Origin of the sequence: Empedobacter sp. UBA5924 (assembly GCF_002431085.1) — a bacterium.
Classification (GTDB): Bacteria; Bacteroidota; Bacteroidia; order Flavobacteriales; family Weeksellaceae; genus Empedobacter; species Empedobacter falsenii_B.
The window spans coordinates 13,571-34,516 of record NZ_DJDM01000025.1; the positions used below are offsets into that span (position 1 = coordinate 13,571).

The window sequence follows — 20,946 nt, forward strand, 5'->3', positions numbered from 1 at the left end:
AAAAAAGTTACAACAAAGATTTAAATTCTATTCGTTATTTCTCGTACCAAAACACCAACAACTCCTAAAATAACCACCTCATCATTTTCGTGTATTTGAACACAATCTTTGTAATTTAGATTTATCGCAATCAGTTTATTGTTTATTTTATCAAAGCGTTTCAACGTATAATCTTCATTATTAACAGAAACAATAATATCATCGTGATGCAACGGAATAAGATCTGTCCGAATCACCAAAATATCATTTTTTTGATAAACAGGATACATCGAATCTCCACCAACGACAATCAAAAAAGTAGATTCGGGATGCGTTAAATAACGTTCGTCCAAACTTATTCTATCGTCCACAAAATCTTCTGCAGGTGAAGGAAATCCAGCATTTACATGACCAAAATTCGGAATATATTTTTTCTCACCATCTGTATTTATAACAAAAAGGTTGAGTTCTTTGTCTAACATTTTTATCTCTCCATTCATTTTTTCTATCGTTTAATACACCACCAACAAATCTTTCCACTTGGTTGTATAACAAGGTGATAAATTATTTTGACGCATTTTCCACGTTTTATTCAAATCTTGCGAAGCTAATTTTATTTTTGCCGCACCAAATTTTTTGTTCAACAAATCGATGACTTTCATCAAATCTGGGTGATTTGGATTTTCTTCTTCAAAAAGCGATAATTGTTTTTGATCTGACGAAACAATTCCAGACACCACTACTCCAGCCTTTTTGTACTCATAACCATCTTTATAAATTTGCTCAAACGCTTTAATTGCAAATTTGGACAACGTTATACTTGAATTCGATTCGTAAGGTAAATGGACCGAAATTGTACGATAATATTGTGGTTTATTTCTATCAAAATTATTGGTCTGAATAAAAACTGTAACCAAATTGCAAGAAGAATTCTGTTTCCGAAGTTTCTCTGCACACGAAACCGCAAAAGTAGCAACACGCTCTTTTACATATTCAAAATCGTTGGTATATTCTTCAAAACTACGCGTCGTTGCAATACTTTTCTTTGCCGAAATCGCTTCTAAATCTAACACCGCTTCACCTAACAAATCTTTTTTCAAACGCAAACCTACTATCGAAAATTCTTTCCGAAGAAAATCATCTTTTAATTGTACAAAATCCAACGCTTTATTGACACCGATCATTCTCAAACGTCGCGACATTCGTCGACCAATTCCCCAAACATCTTCAATATTTAACCATTTTAACGCTTTATGGATTTGTTCTTGAGTCTGAATAATATAAACCCCTTGATGAACTTCTGGAAATTTTTTCGCAATATGATTCGCTAATTTCGCCAAGGATTTTGTTGGAGCAATTCCTACACAAACTGGCAATTTTGTAAATTGATATATTTTAGATTTGATTTCTAATCCGTAATTTTTCAAATCAAAACGATCAAATCCATTCAATTTTAAGAAACATTCGTCTATCGAATAAATTTCCTGATCAGGCGAATACAACGATAAAATCGACATTACACGATTGCTCATATCCGCATATAATTGATAATTTGACGAAAAAACTTTGATTTTTTTCTGTTCAAAAATACGTTGAAATTGATGCGCAGGCGCACCCATTGGAATTCCAGCTAACTTTGCTTCGGCAGAACGCGAAATTACACAACCATCATTATTAGACAATACTACAATTGGCTGATGAAGAAGCTTCGGTTGAAAAACACGATGGCAACTGGCGTAAAAATTATTACAATCTATCAATGCGAACATAATACAAAGTTGAGAAGTTAAAACGCCACATTGTGTCATCGAAAATGTTAAATTATTCAAAAATAAAAAACCACTCAAATGAGTGGTTTGTATTCTTATTTAATTTTATATTTTTTATGCAAATCTTTTATTACAACAGCTGGTTCATAAACCGTTTGAAATTTTATCGGTTTACTGTTTTTGAAATATTGTACTTTCAGCCACGTATCATTATTATCTAACTTTGTATAGCTGTTACTTTTTTCCAAAACTTTATCGTTCACCGTACTTAAAATTGCAAAATAATCAAAATTATTACGCTGACCAATTTCTGCTGCTCTCAACAAAGCATAGTCAAACGTTTTGTCTTTTTTATTGTATTCGTTTCCATCAAAACTAACAATATAGGTATCATTGTTCACCTTTTCTTCGGTATAACCGCCTGTACCATTATCTTTTTGGTATGCAACAGCCTTGCTGTTATGACAACTTGCTAAAGCAAAAATGAAAGCTCCAGCACATAAAATTTGAGTTAATTTTTTCATATCATTATAATTGGTTATTGAGCTTTAACAAAAATTGTTCCTTTTAAGATATGTTTTTGATATTTCTAAATATTTTCTTAACAAATTATTTTTGAATAAAATACTTTGTTATAAACATTTCTGATTAACAGTGTGTTTTTTAAACATTTAAAATCAATTTTGGCACAACATATTTAACATTCTATTAACTCATTGATTCTAATAAAAATCATTTAAGTTTTAATGCTTTATCTGATAAACTCACCTATTTTTGTAAATCAATTATAAGTAATGAGTAAATTAGAAAAATATCTATTTTCTACCAGAACCATGACGGTCTTGCTATTCATCTACGCAATCGCCATGGGTTATGCCACTTTCATTGAAAATGACTACGATACGGCTACTGCAAAAGCTGTTATTTACGAGGCAAAGTGGTTTGAGGTATTAATGATTTGGTTGATCGTTTTGTTCTTAATGAATATCAAACGATACCGATTATGGTCAAAGGAAAAATTGCCTTTATTGGTTTTCCACTTAGCATTTTTGTTTATTTTTATTGGAGGAGGAATTACTCGTTACATCAGTTTCGAGGGTGAAATGCCTATTCCAGAAGGAGGAACAAGTAACGAAATTACATCGTACAAATCTTATTTCAAGATGATGGTTGATGATGGTACACAACGTTTGGCGTATGACAATCATCAATACAATATGACGTATTTTGACAGAAAAGATAGTACAAGTTCTTTGTTCCGTAGACACTTTGAAGGTGAATATCAGTTCAAAGATAAAGTCATTAAATTAAAAACTTTTGATTACGTACCTCACGCTTTAGATACGGTTGTAAGAAAAAAAGAAGGAATTAATGTTTTAGAAATCGTGACAGTTGGACAAGCTGGACGTAATTCTGTTTTCATCAGAAATGGTGAAATAAAAAGTGTTAATGGAACTTTAGTTTCGTACAATAGACCGCAAGATGGTGCGGTACAAATTACTGGAGAAGGAGAAAATTTGGTTATCAAATCGCCTTTCGAAGGAGAATATGTACAAATGGCTGGACAACAAGTTGGACAAATTACAGACATGCAAAAATTGCAAGAAGGTGCTGGAAAAGTTGAATTTAATGTTCCTGCTCCATTAAAACTACGTTCGTTATATACAATCAACGGAGCGCAATTTGTAGTTCCAAATCCGGCTTTCAAAGGTGAAGTTTTATATAGACAAGGTTCTAAATTTAAAGCAGAAGAAAAGAATCTACCTGGTGCAATTAGAGCCGAAGTTATTGTTGGTGATAAACGCGATACAGTGACAATTGTTGGTGGAAAGGGTGTCACAAATTATTCTGCTGATGTACAAATTGACGGAATGAATATTTCGTTAGGTTACGGTTCTAAATTAGTAAAAGTTCCATTTAGCATTCGTTTAGATGACTTTATTTTAGATCGTTATCCTGGTTCTACAAATCCTTCTTCTTTCGAATCTAACATTACAGTTATCGACGAGGGAAAAGAAACAAAACATCACATTTATATGAACAATGTAATGGATTATAAAGGTTACCGTTTCTTCCAATCGAGTTATTTTCCAACGGAAGACGGAACTATTTTACAAGTTAACCAAGACTGGTGGGGGACTAACATTACCTATTTAGGATACTTCTTATTATTTGGAGGAATGTTTGTTTCATTATTCTGGAAAGGAACTCGTTTTACGCAATTAAACTCTCTATTAAAAAGTTTACATACCAAAAAAATAAATATTTTACTTCCATTATTTTTACTTTCTGGATTAGCATTTGCTCAAAATCCAAGTACTACTGATGGAGGAAAAAATGGACATCAAAAAATTCAGACTGATTCGGAAAAAGGGAACGTTCATTCATCAGAGCACATTGGTAGTTTTTCTACAAAAATGGCTGATGGAGATGAATTAGCGAAGAATGTAAAAATTCCTGACGAACACGCTGATAAATTTGGTCATTTACTTACACAAGATATCGAAGGACGTATAAAACCTCTTAATACACAAGCTTTAGAAATCCTTAGAAAAGTTTATAAAAAAGATAAATTCCACGGATTATCTGCCAATAAATGGTTTATTTCTTTGCAATTAGACCCTGCTTATTGGGTAAATGCTCCGATGATTGAAGTTGGAGATAAAGGAGGAGATCGTTTAAAGAAAATTACAAGCGCAAACGAAGATGGTTACACATCTTTAATGAATTTGATCGATCCAAAAACGACTCGTTTTAAATTAGATAAAGCCTATAACGAGGCATTCTCAAGAAAACCTTCAGAGCGTTCTAAATTTGATGAGGAAGTAATTAAGGTTACAGAGCGTTTCAATATTTTAGATCAAACTGCAAAAGGATATCAATTAAAAATAATTCCAGTTCAGAATGATCCTTCAGAGCGTTGGACTTCTTGGATTTATCAAACACAAGAAAATCCTGTAGAAATCGATACAATGGCACTTGGAATGATTAGTGTTTATTTTAACATGGTTTCGAAAGGATTAGAAAATGGTAATTGGACGCCTGCAGATAATGCGGTAGATTATATCGATAAATACCAACAAAAATGGGGTAAAAATGTTGTGCCTTCTCCAACAAAAGTTGAGATAGAAGTGTTATACAACAAATACAACGTTTTCTTTTGGGTGATGATTGCTTATTGTATGGTTGGTGGAGTTTTAATGATTTTATCCTTCATTCAGTTATTTTCAGAAAGCAAAGCACTTCATCGAATTATCAATGTTTGTTTGGGATTAATATTTATTGTCTTTATCGTACAAGCCGCAGGACTTGGTGTTCGTTGGTATTTAACTGGACACGCACCTTGGTCTAATGGTTACGAAGCCATTGTATTTATTTCATGGATTAGTGTTTTAGCTGGATTGTTATTATACAAAAACCGAAACGCATTTATTCCAACAACAGGAGCTATGGTTGCTGTAATTATGATGGGATTTGCACACGGAGGTTCTATGTTAGATCCACAAATTACACCACTTGTTCCTGTACTAAAATCATATTGGTTAATTGTACACGTTGCGATTATCGTTTCATCTTATGGTTTCTTTGGATTAAGTGCTATTTTAGGAGTTTTCTCATTAATTATCATGATGATTAAACCAAATAAAAAGATTGAAATTTCGCTAAAAGAAATGACTTACGTTTCTGAAATGTCATTAACAATTGGTATTTTCTTACTTACCGTTGGTACATTCTTAGGAGGTATGTGGGCAAACGAATCTTGGGGACGTTACTGGTCTTGGGATCCAAAAGAAACTTGGGCTTTCGTTTCTGTAATTGTTTATGCAGTTGTTTTACATATGCGTTTAGTTCCAGGATTGAGAGGGAAATTTGCCTTCAATGTTGCAGCAATGTGGGCTGTTTGGACAGTAATTATGACGTATTTTGGCGTTAACTATTACTTATCTGGATTACACTCATACGCAGCCGGAGATCCAATTCCAATTCCATTCTGGGTTCCTGCAACAGCAGTCGCAATGTTAGTTTTATCTATTGCAGCTTGGTATTTCCAAAACAAAGTTTACCACGTAAAATCAAAAAATTAATTTCTTTAAATATTATAAAATAAAAAAGCTCATCCAAAGATGAGCTTTTTTATTTTAACCTACTTTAACTTACAAATCATAACATTTTTTTTAAATTTGTTTAAAATAGTACGCAATGAAATATTTATTCATCGGATTTTTAGGGCTATTTATAGCTTGTAATGCGCAAGAAACTAAGAAAGTTTCTAAAAAGCAAACCATTCATCAAACAACAAAAACACCTCAAAAAGTGAACAAAATTTACGATTATACATTCAAAGATATCAATGATGACGATTTTAATTTCGCGGATTTGAAAGGAAAGAAAATCTTAATTCTTAACACAGCTTCAAAATGTGGTTACACACCTCAATATGATGCTTTAGAAAAATTGTATCAAGAATATAAAGATCAAGGTTTAGTTATTGTTGGATTTCCTTCAGACAATTTTGGAGGTCAGGAATTTGACAACAATGAAGAAATTGCAAGTTTTTGTAAATTAAATTATGGCGTAACTTTTCCTTTGATGTCAAAAAGTGATGTAATTGGAAAAAATCAAAATGAAATTTTCAAATTCTTAACAAAAAAATCATTGAACGGAAAATCTGATAATGATGTAAAATGGAATTTTACGAAATTTTTGATTAACGAAGACGGAACTTTAGAGGCTTCTTATCCATCAAAAGTAACTCCAGATTCAAAAGAAATAATAGATTGGTTAAATAAATAGTAAATGAAGTTAGATATTCTTGCAATTGGAGCTCATCCTGATGACGTAGAATTGGGATGTGGAGGAACACTTGCAAAAGAAATTAAAAACGGTAAAACAGTTGGTATTCTCGATTTAACAAAAGGAGAATTGGGAACTCGTGGTACTGATGAAACGCGCCGTGTAGAAGCAAATGATGCCAAAAACATTTTGGGAGTTGCTGTAAGAGAAAATCTTGGAATTCCTGATGGTTTTTTCTTGAATGATAAAGAAAATCAATTGAAAATTGTCGAAATCATTCGCAAATATCAACCTGATATTATTTTGAGTAATGCACCTCACGATCGCCATCCAGATCATGGAAAAGGTTCAGATTTAGTGAATACTGCTATTTTCTTATCGGGTTTACCAAAAATTGATAATGGATTACCAGCTTGGCGTCCAAAAAAGCACTTCCACTACATTCAATGGTTGCCTTTAGAACCTCATTTTGTAATTGATATTTCTGGTTTTGTTGATACAAAAGTGGAAGCTTGCATGGCGTATAAAACGCAATTTTTTGATCCAAATTCGAGCGAACCTCAAACACCAATTTCATCGAAGAATTTTACAGATTCTATCCGATATCGTGCATATGATTTAGGAAGATTAATCGGAACTGAAGGTGGAGAAGGATTTATTTCGCGAAGTTATATTGGCGTAAATAATTTAGATTCTTTAATTTAGAAATAAAGGTGTAAAAAACCTTTATTTTTTTGTCAAAATTATTTGCAAGTACCGATTAATAGGCTATATTTGCAGTCCAATTGAGAGATTAAATAAAAGTTAATTTCGCAATAAAAATGGTGATTGTAGCTCAGTTGGTTAGAGCGCCGGATTGTGGTTCCGGAGGTCGTGGGTTCGAGACCCATCATTCACCCTAAAACTTTAGAATTAGTTTCAAAAGAAATTCAAACCAAATGGTGATTGTAGCTCAGTTGGTTAGAGCGCCGGATTGTGGTTCCGGAGGTCGTGGGTTCGAGACCCATCATTCACCCTAAAAACTTTAGAATTAGTTTCAAAAAAAATTCAAACCAAATGGTGATTGTAGCTCAGTTGGTTAGAGCGCCGGATTGTGGTTCCGGAGGTCGTGGGTTCGAGACCCATCATTCACCCATATTAAATCTCAATTTCAATAGAAGTTGAGATTTTTTTATTGAATTAATATCAAAACTTGGGAGCAATGCAAAAATTTGTGATAATCTGAATAAGAAAAAAGCTCTATCTCTAACTTCTTACAATTGCATTCTAAAGCTTTTTAATTTTTGGATTAGGAGTCAGGATTCTTGGTTATTTTAAATTATATTTTTATGGATAAAAAAAATAAGAATGATTTTTAGTTTGATTCTTCGTTGTAAATTTACCAAAACATTCAAAATGAAAAAATCATCAATATTCTTAGGAATGATTGCTTTTGCTGGAGTTTTAAGCTCTTGTTCAACTCAAAAAACAGCAGCAGAATCAACTCAAACCTCAATAGAAATGACAAAAGATTACGCTTTTCAATATTATGCTCAAGTTCCATTAACAACAGATATTTCGCATTTAACAAAAAACGAAAAAGAGATTTTACGTTTGATGTTCAAAACGGCAGATATTATGGACGATTTATTTTGGCAACAAGCTTATGGTGCTAAAATAGATTTGATGGACGAAACGAAAGGTGAAGCCAAAGAATATGCAAAAATAAACTACGGTCCTTGGGATAGATTGAATAACGAAACGCCTTTTATAAACGGTATTGGAGCAAAACCTGCTGGTGCAACTTTCTATCCAATTGATATGACGAAAGAGGAATTTGAACAAGCAAATATCAAAGATGGTAAATCTCCTTACTCAATTATTCGTCGTAATCGTGAAGGAAAATTATATTCGATTCCATACCACGAAAATTTCAAAAATCAATTATCAAAAGCCGCTGAATATTTAACAAAAGCATCAGAATTAGCAGAAGATGCTGGGCTTAAAAAATATTTAAAATTACGTGCTGCAGCTTTGATAAGCGATGATTTTTATGCAAGTGATTTGGCTTGGATGGATATGAAAAATGCAAATATTGATATGGTGGTTGGTCCGATTGAAAATTACGAAGATCAATTGTTTGGATATAAAACTTCATATTCTGCATATATTTTAGTAAAAGATATTGAATGGTCGAAAAAATTGGCAAAATTCGTTCAATATTTACCAGAATTACAGAAGAATTTACCTGTTTCTGCAAATTACAAAAAAGAAATTCCTGGAACTGATTCGGATCTTAATGCGTATGATGTGGTGTATTATGCGGGAGATTGTAACGCTGCTGGAAAAACAATTGCGATTAATTTACCAAATGATGAAAAAGTTCAACTAGAAAAAGGAACGCGCCGTTTGCAATTAAAAAATGCTATGAAAGCGAAATTTGATAAAATTCTTGCCCCAATTGCAACTGCTTTGATTGATGAAAGCCAACAGAAAAACATCAAATTTGATGCATTCTTTTCTAATGTGATGTTTCACGAAGTGGCGCATGGTTTAGGAATCAAAAATACAGTAAATGAAAAAGGTTCTGTCCGCGATGCTTTAAAAGAAGCTAATTCAGCTTTAGAAGAAGGAAAAGCTGATATTCTTGGTTTGTATATGGTGAATCAATTGTTGAAAAAAGGTGAATTGACAGGAACACAAGAAGATTATTTTGTGACTTTCTTGGCTGGAATCTTACGTTCAGTTCGTTTTGGAGCAAGTTCTGCACACGGACAAGCAAACATGATTGCGTTTAACTATTTTGCTGAAAATGGAGCTTTCGAAAAAACTACAAATGGACGTTACAGAGTAAATGTAGCTAAAATGGAAAAAGCAATGAATGGTTTATCAGAATTAATTTTGACACTTCAAGGAAATGGAGATTATGATGGTGTAAAAAAATTATATGCTGATAAAGGAATTATTCACGACGATTTACAAAAAGATTTAGATGTCTTGAAAACAAAAAACATTCCAGTTGATGTTGTTTTTGAACAAGGTCCAAAAATGTTGGGATTGTAAAAATAGATTCAATAAAAAAGCTTTCTCAAAATTGAGAAAGCTTTTTTGTTATTCATATAATTTCGTAGCAAAATCCTTTATCGGATTTCTAACTTTTTTCATTGGCGCTAGCCAATCTTCACTGTCTCTGTATCCCAAAGGAAGCATTAAAACGCTTCGCATTCCTTTTTCTTTCAAATCAAGCAAATCATCCAATTCAGCATTATCAAAACCTTCCATTGGCGTACTATCAATTTTCAATTCTGCTGCTTGAGCAAGAGCAAAACCTAATCCAATGTATGCTTGACGAGCTGTATGTGCAAAATTTTCTTCAGAAGTTTGAGGCAAATAAATTCCTTTCAATTTATCTGTATACGAACCAAAACGACCTCTTGGCAAATCTCTCTCATCCGTTGTATAATCGTAAATTGCATCAATACGATCTTCTGTATAACGATCCCAAGCTACAAAAACCAATAAATGCGAACAATCTACAATCGCTTGCTGATCATAGGCAATTGGAACAATTTTTTGTTGCAATTCTTTATTTTTAATAACTAAAATTCTGAACTGTTGCAAACCTGATGAAGTTGGTGCTAAACGAGCTGCTTCAACAATTTTTTTAACGTCTTCTTCTTCAACAATTAAAGACGGATCATATTTTTTTGTAGCGTAACGCCATTTCAAATCATCTATTAAAGACATAATTACTTATTTAAAATCTTTCTAAAAATACATCAAAAAAGTAATCGATCGACCAAAAAATATGCTAAAATTTATGTTATTTATCTTGTTTCCATTCCAAAAAATAACTTCCAGTTGCATTCGTAGAATTCCAACGAACTTGATAATCACCTTTTGCTAAATCAACTGTAAAATTTTCTTCTTTCGAATTTGTAAGTTGACGATTAAACACTACTTCATTATTTTGATCTACAATTTCAAAAATCATTTCGCCTTCTAATTTAATATTCGAATGAAAATTAGCAGTTAAACTTTTCGAAACATTTAGCTTGATATAACTCGTTCCAGAAGCATCTTCAAACTTCGCTTTTGTCCAATTATCACCATTCGAATTCGACCATTTCGAATCCCCCACTCCTTTGTCAAAAAAAGTTCCTTGCGATTTGATATTTGGATTATCCACTTTTCTATAAAAATTATTCGAATCAACATCTGCATTAACTTTTACTGTAATACATGATTGTAACGAAATCATTGCGATAATAAGTGCTATTTTTTTCATATTAGTTTCTCTTTTACTAAATAGATGCAGCATTTTGAAAAAAGTTACAGCAAACAAATATTTTTAAATCATTTTTGATATGCGTAACTTTCGCAAAATATTCTGATGAACGATACTACAGCTCAATTTTTGCAAGAAAACTTTACTCAAAAAGCAATTGAAAGTTTAACTCAACTTTCAGGAGGAGGTTCAGCTCGAGTATATTCGAGATTTTTTGATCAAAATCAGTCGTATATTTTGGCTGAAAGCTCTAATATTGAAGAAAATAAAGTATTTATTCAGTTCTCTTTAGATTTAAAAAAAGTCATCAATAATATTCCAGAAATTGTTTCAGTTTCAGAAGATTTTGCAACCTATGTTCAAACAGATTTAGGAGACGAAACACTGATGAATATTGTCTTGAATGATTTCGAAAAAGCAAAACCTTATTATTTTAAGACATTAGAAAAATTAGCAATTGCTCAAATTCAAGGTGCAACTAAAATCGATTTTAATCATACTTTTTCGTATCCAAAATTAGATAAAACATTAATTTTAAGAGATTTATTTCAGTTTAATTTTTACTTTTTAGATGTCTTAGGAATTGATTACAATGCAGGAAAATTAATCAAAGATTTTGATCGTTTTGCGTCTCAATTTGATAAACTTTCGCCACAAGGTTTTGTGTTCAGAGATTTCCAAACGCGCAACATTATGATTCATCAAAACGAACCTTATTTTATCGATTATCAAGGCGGTTTATATGGACCTGTTGTCTATGATTTGGTTTCGTTAATTTGGCAAGCAAAAGCCAATTTACCATTTCAATTTAAAAAAGAATTATACGAATTTTATTACCAAGAATTAACCAAACAAATTCCAACTTTAGTTCCAATAGATTTTCGTCAATCGTACGAATATTGTGTAGTTGCTCGACTTTTACAAGTTTTAGGAACCTATGGTTTGAGAGGAATTATTGAACGTAAAAAACACTTTTTAGAAAGTATTTCATTTGGGCTTAAAAACTTAGAATCAATAATCGATTATCCTATATTACAAAATTATCCAGAATTAAAACATATTATAAAAATCCTTGTTCTTCCAGAAACGTTAGAACGCATAAATCATAAAATAAATGGCTAAATTAAACATCAACGTTCGTAGTTTTTCGTATAAAAAAGGAATTCCAACCGATCCAACTGGAAATGGTGGTGGTTTCGTTTTTGATTGTCGTGGAATTCTAAATCCAGGTCGAATTCAGGCATATAAAACACAAACAGGGCGCGACGAAGAGGTTAAAAAATACTTGAAAACAGAAACTAAAATTGCAGTTTTTTTAGAAGGTGTTTTTCAAATTATTGACATTTCGATCGAAGATTATTTGCAACGAGGTTTCGAGAATTTAGAAATTAATTTTGGTTGCACAGGCGGACAACATCGATCAGTTTATTCTGCTGATGCGACTGCAAAACATATTCAAGAGAAATTTCCAGAAGCGCAAGTTACGTTACATCATATTGTGCAAGAAGAAAAAAATTGGATAAACGAGGCGTATTAATATGAAAGCAATGATTTTTGCAGCGGGTCTTGGGACTCGTTTAAAACCATTTACTGACAACCATCCCAAAGCTTTAGCAGTTGTAAATGGAAAACCTCTTTTGCAACGAAATATAGAATATTTGAAATCTTTCGGAATTAATGAAATCGTGATTAACGTGCATCATTTTGCAGATCAAATCATTGAGTTTTTAGAAGATAATAATTATTTCGGAATTGAAATTACTATTTCAGATGAAACAGATCAAGTTCTTGAAACTGGTGGTGGTTTGGTTAAAGCAAAAGCTAATTTCGAGGAAGATTTTTTGGTGATGAATGTGGACATTTTAACAGATCTAAATCTTGCTAAATTTATCAAAGCACATCAAGAAAACAAAGCGTTAGTAACGTTAGCAGTTTCTGATCGAAATTCATCTCGTAAACTATTTTTCAATGAACAAAATGAATTAAAAGGTTGGCGAAATCTGAAAACAGAAGAAGAAATAAAAGCTGTAGATTCTTTAGACAATTGCAAAGATTTAGCTTTTAGTGGAATTCATGTTATTTCTCCTACTCTATTTGATAAAATTACAGAGAAAGGTAAATTTTCTATCATGAAAGTTTATATGGACTTGATGAAAACTGAATCTATCATTGGTTTTGATCATTCTGGCGGAATTTTAATCGACGTAGGTCGACCAGAAAGCGTGTTAGAAGCAGAACAATATTTTAAATAGAAAACAAAAAACTCAATTCAATGGATTGAGTTTTTTTATGCAAAAAGTTTACATATCTTAGATAGAATGAAATACATTAATTATTTTATCTATTTAACTATTGTTGTAGTGATAATTCTCGCTTCAATACTTTACTTTTCTTTCAAAAATAAAGTTGGAAAGATTCTGCAAAAATAAATTACAATAAAAGCTTAGTTTTGATTAAGAAAGGATTCAAAGATACTTATCCTTATGACGAACGTTTTTTAGAAATTTATGATACAGAAATTCAGGATAAATTGAAGGAATTGTAAAAGTAATTGCTCAAAAAAAATATCCATTTTTTTTAATTTCTAGACTTCGCTTGAAATAATATTTTCTGAATTTATTTTTAAAAATCAATAAAACTCGCCATCTACATAAAACCATTTGCCATTCTCTTGCACAAACCTAGAAAGTTCATCATGTTCGTAGATTTCACCTTGTTTGTCTTGGTAATAAGCTCTAAATCGAACTTTATTATCTTTAGCAAAAACAATTTCTAACTTTAACCATTTATTCGATTTTGCCCAATCTTCGATATCACTAAAATCATTATCTTTTTGCGTAGAAGAATGTGTTGTATCAACTAAATATTCAGGCAAAACCATTGCAAAAGCAGCGTAACGAGAACGCATCAACTCTTCGGGAGTTTTTGGCAATTCAATATTCAAATGAAAAGGTTCGCAACAAGTTGCATATACTTTTCCAGAACAACAAGGACAATTCATTTTATTCTTTATTTTTTGCAAAGATACTGTTTACTTGTCTTTGTGGTAATGATAATGATCCTGAATCACCACTTGAATAAAATCAATATTTCCTAAACCATCACTTTTCACCTCCATTATTTCCTCCAGTTTTCGCGTTAATTTTAATAAAATATCATAATTATTATTGTTTAATGCAGACGTAAAATTTTCTTTTACAATATTAATATCACGATCAGACAGGCGATAAACTTCGGGAAAACGAATTTTATAGGTTTCAGAAACTTCAGCGAAAATAGTTTGTGATAAAGCTAATTTCGGATTCAAATCAATCAAACATGTATTCGCAACAATATCACCTAAACGTTGACCATTTTTATTTATAATCATCGTTATCAACGCGATAAGTCCAGTAAATAAAAACAATTCGACACTTCCAATTACCCAACGCAAGAAATAATCAAAATTATTGGCACGATTTCCGTCCATTCGTATTACACGAATTTTCATAATCCATTTTCCAATTGTTTGCCCTTTCATTAAAATCTCGAGAACCAACGGATAAAGTAAAAATATAAAACCTATTATACTATAAATTCCCATACGAAACCATTCGTCTCTATTCGGAATAAACTCAGAGAAATAATACATACCGTAGACTAATATGATTCGGATAATCATATCGATGATATACGCAAGCAAACGTTTTCCAAGTGGTGCAATATTATAAGCAATTTGCACGTTTTGAGGTGTATTGACTAAAAGTTTATTCATATATTTGGTTCACTAACAACTACTCTACAATGAGAGAAGCGCATTTTATTGATAAAAATAAGTCTAAATGGTCTGATATTGAACATAATTTGAAAAATAAAATTGATGTTCATCCAGATATTTTAGCAAAAAACTACATCGAAATTACAAATGATTTGGCGTTTGCTCAAACTTATTACCCAAAAAGTAAGACAAAAGATTATTTGAACGAGTTAGCTTTATTTGCGCATCAGTCAATTTACAAAGATCAACGAACTTCTGGGAATCAATTTGTGCAATTTTTCAAAGAAGATGTGCCAAATGTAGTCTACAAAAATCACAAAATGTTGTTGTATTCATTCTTAATTTTTGCCTTAGCGGTTTTAATTGGCGTTTTATCATCGCATTTCGATCCAGATTTTACACGATTAATTTTAGGAAATCAATATGTAGACGAAACGTTAATGAACATCAAAAAAGGTGATCCTGCAGCAATTTACAAATCAGGAAGTCAGACTGGCTCTACATTAGCTATAACCATCAACAATATTCGTGTTGCTTTTTTTGCTTTTACATTAGGATTATTTTTCAGTATTGGATCAGGATATATTCTATTTTCGAACGGAATTATGTTAGGTGCATTTCATTATATGTTTTTCAAAGAAGGCGTTTTGGGAAAGGCAATGTCAGCAATTTGGATGCATGGAACAATCGAAATTTCGGTGATTATTATTGCTGGAGCTTGCGGATTAATGCTTGGAAATGGCTTTATGTTTCCAAAAACTTTATCGCGAAAAAAATCACTCACAATCAAAGCAAAAGAAGCGGTAATGATTTTATTAAGCACTGTTCCAATGTTTATTATAGCTGGATTTATCGAAGGTTTTATTACGCGTTTATATGATGTTAATATTGTATTGAGTTTATTGGTAATAATCCTTTCATTAATCTTAATTATTTGGTATTACATCATTTATCCGATTCAAAAAAATAGACAAAAAACTTTTTCGTTCAATCAAACTTTAGAATCGAATGAAACAATTTAGACTATTTTTTACATTTACATTATTATTAATTCAATTCGTTGTTTTTGCACAAGAAAAAACAGCAGAATTTAAAGCATTCAAAGAAAAATATGCTGGAAAAGAATTTGATTATAATGATGTTCCAAAACCTAAAAAAGAATTCGAACCTGGCTTTTTCTCAAAAATAATCGAAGGTATTTTTAGATTTCTCTCTTATTTACCTTGGGAAATCATTTTCTATTTTGTAATTGGATTATTCTTAATTTTTCTTGCCACACGTATTTACAAAAATGGTGGAATTCTTAAACGAAATTCGAAAAAATTATATGACGAATCTGATTTTGATTTTATCGAAGAAAATTTAGCCGAAGTTAATTTGAATTCATTAATCAATAAAGCAGAAACAGAACAAAATTTTGCTTTAGCAATTCGTTATTTGCATTATCAAAATCTACAAAATTTAGATAAAAAAGGTTGGATTGAATGGGATCCGAAGAAAACAAATCAACAATTTATCAATCAAATAAAAGACGAAAAATCAAAGATTTTATTCAATCAAAATACTAAAATTTTCAATCAAGTTTGGTTTGGAGAATTTAAAATTGATGAAAATAAATACCACGAATTCAAGACAAATTTCAATCAGTTTAACCAATATTTAGCCTCATGAAAAAGAAATTAGGTATTCTATTAGGCGCTATTTTATTGATCGGAATTTTTATATTTTCTTTCTCAAAACTTCGTTATAAGCTTCCTAAATCATGGAATGTAAGCCTTTATCAAAATAGTAAAGATCCGTACGGATTATTTATTATGCACGAAGAACTTGGGAAGTTATCTAATGGGAAAATGAAAGATTTGGAAAAACTTTCTGAATTAAAAATTGATCCTAAAAAAGCAAAAGATTATGCAGTTGTTGTGCTCGGTTCTGAAATTTATTTTGATACAGTTTCTAAAAATTTATTGAGCAAAATTGCCGAAAATGGTGGAATTGTGATGATTGCAGATTATTATGACAATTTTGGTGATGACACAAATGGAAAAGAAGATATTAACGAAGAAACGTATTCTACAGATACGCCAACAACTGATTCTACGGAATCTGAAGAGAATATCTTGTACAATCAGACAATAAATATTAATGATAATTTTGAACTTAGAACAAATAAATTGTTCAAAATAAAGAAGAAAAAAGAAATCGAACATCACTATTTTAGCGATATCACAAATGATTCTGAAATTTTTGGAACAATTACTTATAAAGATAAGGCTTACCCAAATTATTTAAAAATCAAACCAAAAAATTATAAAGGTTATTATTTATATCACGCAGAACCGCTTTATTTTACCAATTATTATTTGTTAAATGAGGACAGTTATTTCTATGCTAAATCAGTTTTAGAACCACTGAAAGGGAAAACTATTTTTTGGTACAATACCTCGAAAACTTATGCAGGAAGTTCATCAATGATGCGTTTCATAATGAGCGAACCAGCTCTAAAAGCTGCTTGGATTACGTTATTGGTTTTACTTTTCTTCTTTTTAATTTTTAGAAGCAAACGCGAACAACGCATCATTCCAATTTATACCAAAGAAGAAAATCATACCGTCGAATTTGCTAAGACAATTTCCTCTTTATACCAAGAAAATGGCGAAGTAAAAGACATTGTTTCAAAGAAAATCGATTATTTTTTATACAAATTGAGAAAAACATTTTTAATCGAAACAGACGATATTACAAACAAACAATTCATTGAAATTGTTGCACAAAAAGCAAATTTGAGCCAAGAAGAATGTCTTGAAAAATTCACGATTCTGAAAAATATTTATCAAAAAAATCAACCAAATGAACACGATTTGAAAATTGTGTATCAAATCATCGAAAACTATAAACAAAAAGCAAATATCTAATGAGCGAAAATACATATCAACCATTCGAAAATAGAGTCGATTTTTCGGATGTACAACATAAAATGCAAACTGTAAAAAATGAATTGAAAAAGGTAATTGTCGGACAAGATGATATTATCGATCAATTAATTTTGGCTTTGCTTTCTAACGGACATTCTCTGATAGAAGGTTTGCCTGGAGTTGCCAAAACAATGATGGCAAAATTGTTGGCAAAAACGATAGATTCTGGTTTTAGTAGAATTCAGTTTACGCCAGATTTAATGCCTTCTGATGTGATTGGAACGTCTATTTTAAATTCTAAAATCAATGAATTTGAGTTCAAAAAAGGACCAATTTTTTCGAATATTATTTTAATTGATGAGATTAACCGTTCGCCTGCAAAAACTCAAGCGGCTTTATTCGAATCGATGTCAGAAAAACAAGTGACGGTTGATGGAACAACTTATCCTTTACAAGCTCCTTTTCTAGTTTTTGCAACTCAAAATCCAATCGAGCAAGAAGGAACGTATCGCTTACCAGAAGCACAATTGGATCGTTTTATGTTTAAGATTTATGTCAAATATCCTTCGTTAGAAAGTGAAATTGAATTATTGAAAGAACAACAAGAACGCAAAAATATTGACAAAGAAACGTTGGTAGAAAAAGTAATTTCAGGAAATGAAATTATTGAGTTCCAAGATCGCATAAAATCAGTTTTCGTACACGAAGCGTTGATTACGTATATTGCGACAATTGTTCATCAAACCAGAATCGATCAAACCTTGTATATGGGTGCATCGCCACGTGCTTCTATCGCGATTTTAGATGCTGCAAAATCAAATGCAGCGGTGAATGGACGCGATTTTGTGATTCCAGAAGATATCAAGCAAATTGCGCATACAATTTTGGGACACCGCGTTGTGATGGTTCCTGAAAAAGAGATGGAAGGTTTTACAACACAACATATTATTCAGCAAATTATTGATCGCGTAGAAATTCCTCGTTAATGAAATTTTTCAGAAGCTTATTTCTTACCAATCGCTTTTTTTATGCGGGATTATTCATTGCATTTTGTTATGTGATTGCATTTTTTCTATCTCCTATTTACATTATTGCAAAGATTTTGACACTTGTCTTTATCGTCAGTGTTATTGTCGAAATATTTTTGGTTTATATTCCTAAAACTTCCATTGAAGTTCTTCGAAATTATCCAGAACGACTTTCAAATGGTGATGAAAATGAATTGGAACTTTTCGTAACAAATCATTATCAATTCCCTCTAAATGTAAGGATTATAGAAGAGTTTCCTGTTCAATTACAATTAAGAGATTTTCAGTTTAGAAAACGATTTAAAAGTAGTCAAAATACTAAATTTGATTTCAAAATTCGACCAACAGAACGAGGTTCATATAAATTTGGATTAACAAATGTATTTATTTCTGTTTTTGGATTGATTGAGAAAAAGATCAAAATAAACGAACCAATTTCGATTGCTTGTTATCCTTCTTATTTGCAATTAAAACAGTTTCAATTATATTCTACCGCTCAGTTACAGAATCAATTTGGAATGAAAAGGATTCGAAAAATTGGAACAAATACAGAATTTGAAAATATAAAAAATTATACGATTGGTGACGAATATCGTTTAATCAATTGGAAAGCAACGGCAAAAGCAAATCGACTGATGGTCAATCAATTTCAGGAAGAAAAATCGCAGCCTGTTTATTCGTTAATTGACTTAGGGAGAACGATGCGAATGCCTTTTGATGGTTTAAAATTGTTGGATTATTCAATCAATTCTAGCTTAGTTGTCGCAAATATTTCACTTCAAAAAAATGAAAAAGCAGGTTTAATAACATTTAATAAAAGAATTCAAGATCACGTTGTTGCGGATAGAAAAAATCATCAAATGCAATTGATTTTGGAGAAATTATACAATGTACAAACTGATTTTTTGGAAAGTGATTTTGGACAATTGTATGCCTATATCAAACGAAAATTAACGCAACGATCGCTTTTATTTATTTATACCAATTTTGAAACAATTGATGGTTTGGAACGTCAATTACCATATCTGAAATTGATTAAAAAATCGCATGTTGTCGTTTTGATTCTATTTAAAAATTCGGAATTGAAAAAACTTAATCATCAGAAAGCAAAGACTACTACTGATATTTACGATCAAACAATTGCCGAAAAGTTTAATTACGACAAAGAATTAATCATAAATCGTTTGCATCAATTCGGGATTTTAACGATTTACTGCGAACCACAAGAATTGTCTATTAACTTAATCAATAAATATTTAGAGATAAAAGCGCGAGGTTTGTTTTAAAAAAAGTTTTTTTAACCATTTTTTTAGAAAAATAAGCACAATTATTGCTTAAAGTTGGTCAATTTAATCTGAACAACCATGAAAAAACTATTACAGATCTTTTGTTTAATTTTAACAACAAGTCTTTTTGCACAAACAAATTTTATCGAAAATAAAACACTTTCTACAAAGCGCGTAATCCTTTTGGACGCTGGACATGGAGGAACAGATACTGGCGTAAAAAAAGATGAATTTCAGGAAAAAGATATTGCGCTGAAAATTGCAGAAATTATTCAAGAAAAAAATCCTTTTACAGATATTGATTTTGTATTATTGAGAAAAGGTGACGAACAAATTATCAATACAAGTCGTGCGAAAATGATTAATGAAATAAAACCTGATTTGGTTTTATCAATTCACGCAAATTATAATGTAAAAGATTCGAAAAAAGGAACAGAAATTCACCTTTCTCCATTGAATCCTACTTTCGAAGAATGTAAAATACTTGGCGAAAAAATTGGAACAAGTATAAGTTCTTTAGGTTTTGAAAACTTAGGAATTGTTGAAACAAATTCGAAAATATTACGAGATTCACAAGTTCCAATTATTATGATTGAAATCGGTTATTTGACAAATGACGATGACCGAAAAATATTAACAAACGAAAGTAATTACCCTAAAATAGCAGATAAAATTTTTGAAGCATTGAAGAATTAGACATAAAAAAATCTCAGAGTATTTTGCTCTGAGATTTTTTGTTTTTTCTCTATTTTCCATCCAATTCTTGTTCTTGATGAAAGGCAATTTGACCAAAATCATCTTGTATATTTTGATAATAAACTTTTGCTTGTAAATAATCTTTGAATCCATAACTTAACTCGAAATTATACACAAAAGCTGGTTGCATAAAAGGATTTCCTTCTGTGTAAGAAATAGGATTACTATACCATTTATTTGGATTTAATTCCCAAAAAGCTGGTCGTTGAATTCTTCGCCCAAAATTAAAATTGAACGAATGATCTTCTGTTGACTGATATTGAATATAAAACTTTGAAAAGCTCTTTTCATAAAAATCAATTAGCAGAAAAAATTGTACAATTTTTAGAAAATTATCAATCAATATAAAACGAAAAAAAGGACTTCAATTGAAGTCCTTTTCTATATTTATTTGCAAA

21 protein-coding genes and 3 tRNA genes are annotated in these 20,946 nt (G+C 31.1%); 16 read left to right on the forward strand and 8 right to left on the reverse strand.

Annotated features, from left to right (window positions below):
• Positions 1–20: 20 nt before the first annotated feature.
• From B3792_RS06795 to B3792_RS06805, 3 genes are read right to left on the reverse strand one after another with little or no spacing between them, the layout of a single operon-like run.
• Entirely contained in the window at positions 21–479 is a 459-nt protein-coding gene (locus tag B3792_RS06795) for a LexA family protein (protein WP_115001214.1), read from the reverse strand.
• Between the two features lie 12 nt (positions 480–491).
• The gene (locus B3792_RS06800; protein ID WP_306459994.1) at positions 492–1,826 is read right to left on the reverse strand and encodes a Y-family DNA polymerase; all 1,335 of its coding nucleotides are present in this window, start codon (positions 1,824–1,826) and stop codon (positions 492–494) included.
• Between the two features lie 17 nt (positions 1,827–1,843).
• Positions 1,844–2,272 carry a CC0125/CC1285 family lipoprotein gene (locus tag B3792_RS06805; protein WP_180906237.1) on the reverse strand — a complete coding sequence of 143 codons (429 nt, stop codon included), beginning with the start codon at positions 2,270–2,272 and terminating at the stop codon, positions 1,844–1,846.
• A 270-nt stretch (positions 2,273–2,542) separates the two neighbouring features.
• On the opposite strand from B3792_RS06805, the gene ccsA reads away from it, so the two are divergent.
• The 7 genes from ccsA (at position 2,543) to B3792_RS06840 (ending at position 9,584) form a co-directional block, all read left to right on the forward strand.
• On the forward strand, positions 2,543–5,833 hold the full coding sequence (gene ccsA, locus B3792_RS06810; RefSeq protein WP_291047538.1) for a cytochrome c biogenesis protein: 3,291 nt from the start codon (positions 2,543–2,545) through the stop codon (positions 5,831–5,833).
• 115 nt (positions 5,834–5,948) lie between these two features.
• Positions 5,949–6,542: a glutathione peroxidase gene (locus tag B3792_RS06815; protein WP_181816287.1), complete on the forward strand. Its 594-nt coding sequence runs from the start codon at positions 5,949–5,951 to the stop codon at positions 6,540–6,542.
• Between the two features lie 3 nt (positions 6,543–6,545).
• Positions 6,546–7,247: a bacillithiol biosynthesis deacetylase BshB1 gene (gene bshB1 / locus B3792_RS06820; protein WP_125349099.1), complete on the forward strand. Its 702-nt coding sequence runs from the start codon at positions 6,546–6,548 to the stop codon at positions 7,245–7,247.
• Between the two features lie 118 nt (positions 7,248–7,365).
• Positions 7,366–7,441: transfer RNA gene (locus B3792_RS06825), tRNA-His, on the forward strand.
• Positions 7,442–7,482: 41 nt separating this feature from the next.
• A tRNA-His gene (locus B3792_RS06830) sits at positions 7,483–7,558 on the forward strand.
• 42 nt (positions 7,559–7,600) lie between these two features.
• A tRNA-His gene (locus B3792_RS06835) sits at positions 7,601–7,676 on the forward strand.
• Positions 7,677–7,937: 261 nt separating this feature from the next.
• Positions 7,938–9,584: a dipeptidyl-peptidase 3 family protein gene (locus B3792_RS06840; protein WP_125349098.1), complete on the forward strand. Its 1,647-nt coding sequence runs from the start codon at positions 7,938–7,940 to the stop codon at positions 9,582–9,584.
• Positions 9,585–9,632: 48 nt separating this feature from the next.
• Here the strand turns inward: B3792_RS06840 and B3792_RS06845 are convergent, their stop codons facing one another.
• Together B3792_RS06845 and B3792_RS06850 are read right to left on the reverse strand one after the other, a co-directional pair.
• On the reverse strand, positions 9,633–10,268 hold the full coding sequence (locus B3792_RS06845) for an NAD(P)H-dependent oxidoreductase (protein ID WP_291069203.1): 636 nt from the start codon (positions 10,266–10,268) through the stop codon (positions 9,633–9,635).
• 76 nt (positions 10,269–10,344) lie between these two features.
• Positions 10,345–10,809, reverse strand: coding sequence for a hypothetical protein (locus B3792_RS06850; protein ID WP_147279970.1), 465 nt, complete (start codon positions 10,807–10,809; stop codon positions 10,345–10,347).
• Between the two features lie 105 nt (positions 10,810–10,914).
• Between B3792_RS06850 and B3792_RS06855 the strand changes: the two genes are divergently transcribed.
• From B3792_RS06855 to B3792_RS06865, 3 genes are read left to right on the forward strand one after another with little or no spacing between them, the layout of a single operon-like run.
• Positions 10,915–11,931 carry an aminoglycoside phosphotransferase family protein gene (locus tag B3792_RS06855; protein WP_291069205.1) on the forward strand — a complete coding sequence of 339 codons (1,017 nt, stop codon included), beginning with the start codon at positions 10,915–10,917 and terminating at the stop codon, positions 11,929–11,931.
• Positions 11,924–12,346, forward strand: coding sequence for a RapZ C-terminal domain-containing protein (locus B3792_RS06860; RefSeq protein ID WP_219034689.1), 423 nt, complete (start codon positions 11,924–11,926; stop codon positions 12,344–12,346). The genes B3792_RS06855 and B3792_RS06860 overlap by 8 nt, the downstream gene beginning before the upstream one ends.
• Before the next feature lies 1 nt (position 12,347).
• On the forward strand, positions 12,348–13,061 hold the full coding sequence (locus B3792_RS06865; RefSeq protein ID WP_219034688.1) for a nucleotidyltransferase family protein: 714 nt from the start codon (positions 12,348–12,350) through the stop codon (positions 13,059–13,061).
• A 377-nt stretch (positions 13,062–13,438) separates the two neighbouring features.
• Here the strand turns inward: B3792_RS06865 and B3792_RS06870 are convergent, their stop codons facing one another.
• Together B3792_RS06870 and B3792_RS06875 are read right to left on the reverse strand one after the other, a co-directional pair.
• Entirely contained in the window at positions 13,439–13,810 is a 372-nt protein-coding gene (locus tag B3792_RS06870; protein ID WP_219034687.1) for a YchJ family protein, read from the reverse strand.
• Positions 13,811–13,840: 30 nt separating this feature from the next.
• Positions 13,841–14,563 (reverse strand): RDD family protein, encoded by a 723-nt coding sequence (locus B3792_RS06875; protein ID WP_219034686.1) that lies wholly within the window; start codon positions 14,561–14,563, stop codon positions 13,841–13,843.
• A 29-nt stretch (positions 14,564–14,592) separates the two neighbouring features.
• Between B3792_RS06875 and B3792_RS06880 the strand changes: the two genes are divergently transcribed.
• The 6 genes from B3792_RS06880 to B3792_RS06905 all read left to right on the forward strand — a co-directional run bounded on the left by B3792_RS06880 (position 14,593) and on the right by B3792_RS06905 (position 20,488).
• Positions 14,593–15,588 carry a stage II sporulation protein M gene (locus tag B3792_RS06880; protein ID WP_219034685.1) on the forward strand — a complete coding sequence of 332 codons (996 nt, stop codon included), beginning with the start codon at positions 14,593–14,595 and terminating at the stop codon, positions 15,586–15,588.
• Entirely contained in the window at positions 15,575–16,237 is a 663-nt protein-coding gene (locus B3792_RS06885) for a hypothetical protein (RefSeq protein WP_280036848.1), read from the forward strand. The genes B3792_RS06880 and B3792_RS06885 overlap by 14 nt, the downstream gene beginning before the upstream one ends.
• The gene (locus B3792_RS06890) at positions 16,234–17,478 is read left to right on the forward strand and encodes a hypothetical protein (RefSeq protein WP_286495855.1); all 1,245 of its coding nucleotides are present in this window, start codon (positions 16,234–16,236) and stop codon (positions 17,476–17,478) included. Before B3792_RS06885 ends, B3792_RS06890 begins: the two co-directional genes overlap by 4 nt.
• The gene (locus B3792_RS06895) at positions 17,478–18,464 is read left to right on the forward strand and encodes an AAA family ATPase (protein WP_286495856.1); all 987 of its coding nucleotides are present in this window, start codon (positions 17,478–17,480) and stop codon (positions 18,462–18,464) included. The genes B3792_RS06890 and B3792_RS06895 overlap by 1 nt, the downstream gene beginning before the upstream one ends.
• The gene (locus B3792_RS06900; protein WP_219034682.1) at positions 18,464–19,792 is read left to right on the forward strand and encodes a DUF58 domain-containing protein; all 1,329 of its coding nucleotides are present in this window, start codon (positions 18,464–18,466) and stop codon (positions 19,790–19,792) included. Before B3792_RS06895 ends, B3792_RS06900 begins: the two co-directional genes overlap by 1 nt.
• Before the next feature lie 78 nt (positions 19,793–19,870).
• Positions 19,871–20,488, forward strand: a complete 618-nt coding sequence (locus B3792_RS06905) for an N-acetylmuramoyl-L-alanine amidase (protein WP_125349084.1) — start codon at positions 19,871–19,873, stop codon at positions 20,486–20,488.
• Positions 20,489–20,537: 49 nt separating this feature from the next.
• Here the strand turns inward: B3792_RS06905 and B3792_RS06910 are convergent, their stop codons facing one another.
• The gene (locus B3792_RS06910; protein WP_185144102.1) at positions 20,538–20,891 is read right to left on the reverse strand and encodes a TonB-dependent receptor domain-containing protein; all 354 of its coding nucleotides are present in this window, start codon (positions 20,889–20,891) and stop codon (positions 20,538–20,540) included.
• Between the last annotated feature and the right edge of the window lie 55 nt (positions 20,892–20,946).

Bases quoted from the DNA above. Each gene is read 5' to 3' on its own strand.
- B3792_RS06795 (WP_115001214.1), bottom strand. From the start codon at position 479: ATGAATGGAGAGATAAAAATGTTAGACAAAGAACTCAACCTTTTTGTT.
- B3792_RS06805 (WP_180906237.1), bottom strand. From the start codon at position 2,272: ATGAAAAAATTAACTCAAATTTTATGTGCTGGAGCTTTCATTTTTGCT.
- ccsA (WP_291047538.1), top strand. From the start codon at position 2,543: ATGAGTAAATTAGAAAAATATCTATTTTCTACCAGAACCATGACGGTC.
- B3792_RS06815 (WP_181816287.1), top strand. From the start codon at position 5,949: ATGAAATATTTATTCATCGGATTTTTAGGGCTATTTATAGCTTGTAAT.
- bshB1 (WP_125349099.1), top strand. From the start codon at position 6,546: ATGAAGTTAGATATTCTTGCAATTGGAGCTCATCCTGATGACGTAGAA.
- B3792_RS06840 (WP_125349098.1), top strand. From the start codon at position 7,938: ATGAAAAAATCATCAATATTCTTAGGAATGATTGCTTTTGCTGGAGTT.
- B3792_RS06845 (WP_291069203.1), bottom strand. From the start codon at position 10,268: ATGTCTTTAATAGATGATTTGAAATGGCGTTACGCTACAAAAAAATAT.
- B3792_RS06850 (WP_147279970.1), bottom strand. From the start codon at position 10,809: ATGAAAAAAATAGCACTTATTATCGCAATGATTTCGTTACAATCATGT.
- B3792_RS06855 (WP_291069205.1), top strand. From the start codon at position 10,915: ATGAACGATACTACAGCTCAATTTTTGCAAGAAAACTTTACTCAAAAA.
- B3792_RS06860 (WP_219034689.1), top strand. From the start codon at position 11,924: ATGGCTAAATTAAACATCAACGTTCGTAGTTTTTCGTATAAAAAAGGA.
- B3792_RS06865 (WP_219034688.1), top strand. From the start codon at position 12,348: ATGAAAGCAATGATTTTTGCAGCGGGTCTTGGGACTCGTTTAAAACCA.
- B3792_RS06870 (WP_219034687.1), bottom strand. From the start codon at position 13,810: ATGAATTGTCCTTGTTGTTCTGGAAAAGTATATGCAACTTGTTGCGAA.
- B3792_RS06875 (WP_219034686.1), bottom strand. From the start codon at position 14,563: ATGAATAAACTTTTAGTCAATACACCTCAAAACGTGCAAATTGCTTAT.
- B3792_RS06880 (WP_219034685.1), top strand. From the start codon at position 14,593: ATGAGAGAAGCGCATTTTATTGATAAAAATAAGTCTAAATGGTCTGAT.
- B3792_RS06885 (WP_280036848.1), top strand. From the start codon at position 15,575: ATGAAACAATTTAGACTATTTTTTACATTTACATTATTATTAATTCAA.
- B3792_RS06890 (WP_286495855.1), top strand. From the start codon at position 16,234: ATGAAAAAGAAATTAGGTATTCTATTAGGCGCTATTTTATTGATCGGA.
- B3792_RS06895 (WP_286495856.1), top strand. From the start codon at position 17,478: ATGAGCGAAAATACATATCAACCATTCGAAAATAGAGTCGATTTTTCG.
- B3792_RS06900 (WP_219034682.1), top strand. From the start codon at position 18,464: ATGAAATTTTTCAGAAGCTTATTTCTTACCAATCGCTTTTTTTATGCG.
- B3792_RS06905 (WP_125349084.1), top strand. From the start codon at position 19,871: ATGAAAAAACTATTACAGATCTTTTGTTTAATTTTAACAACAAGTCTT.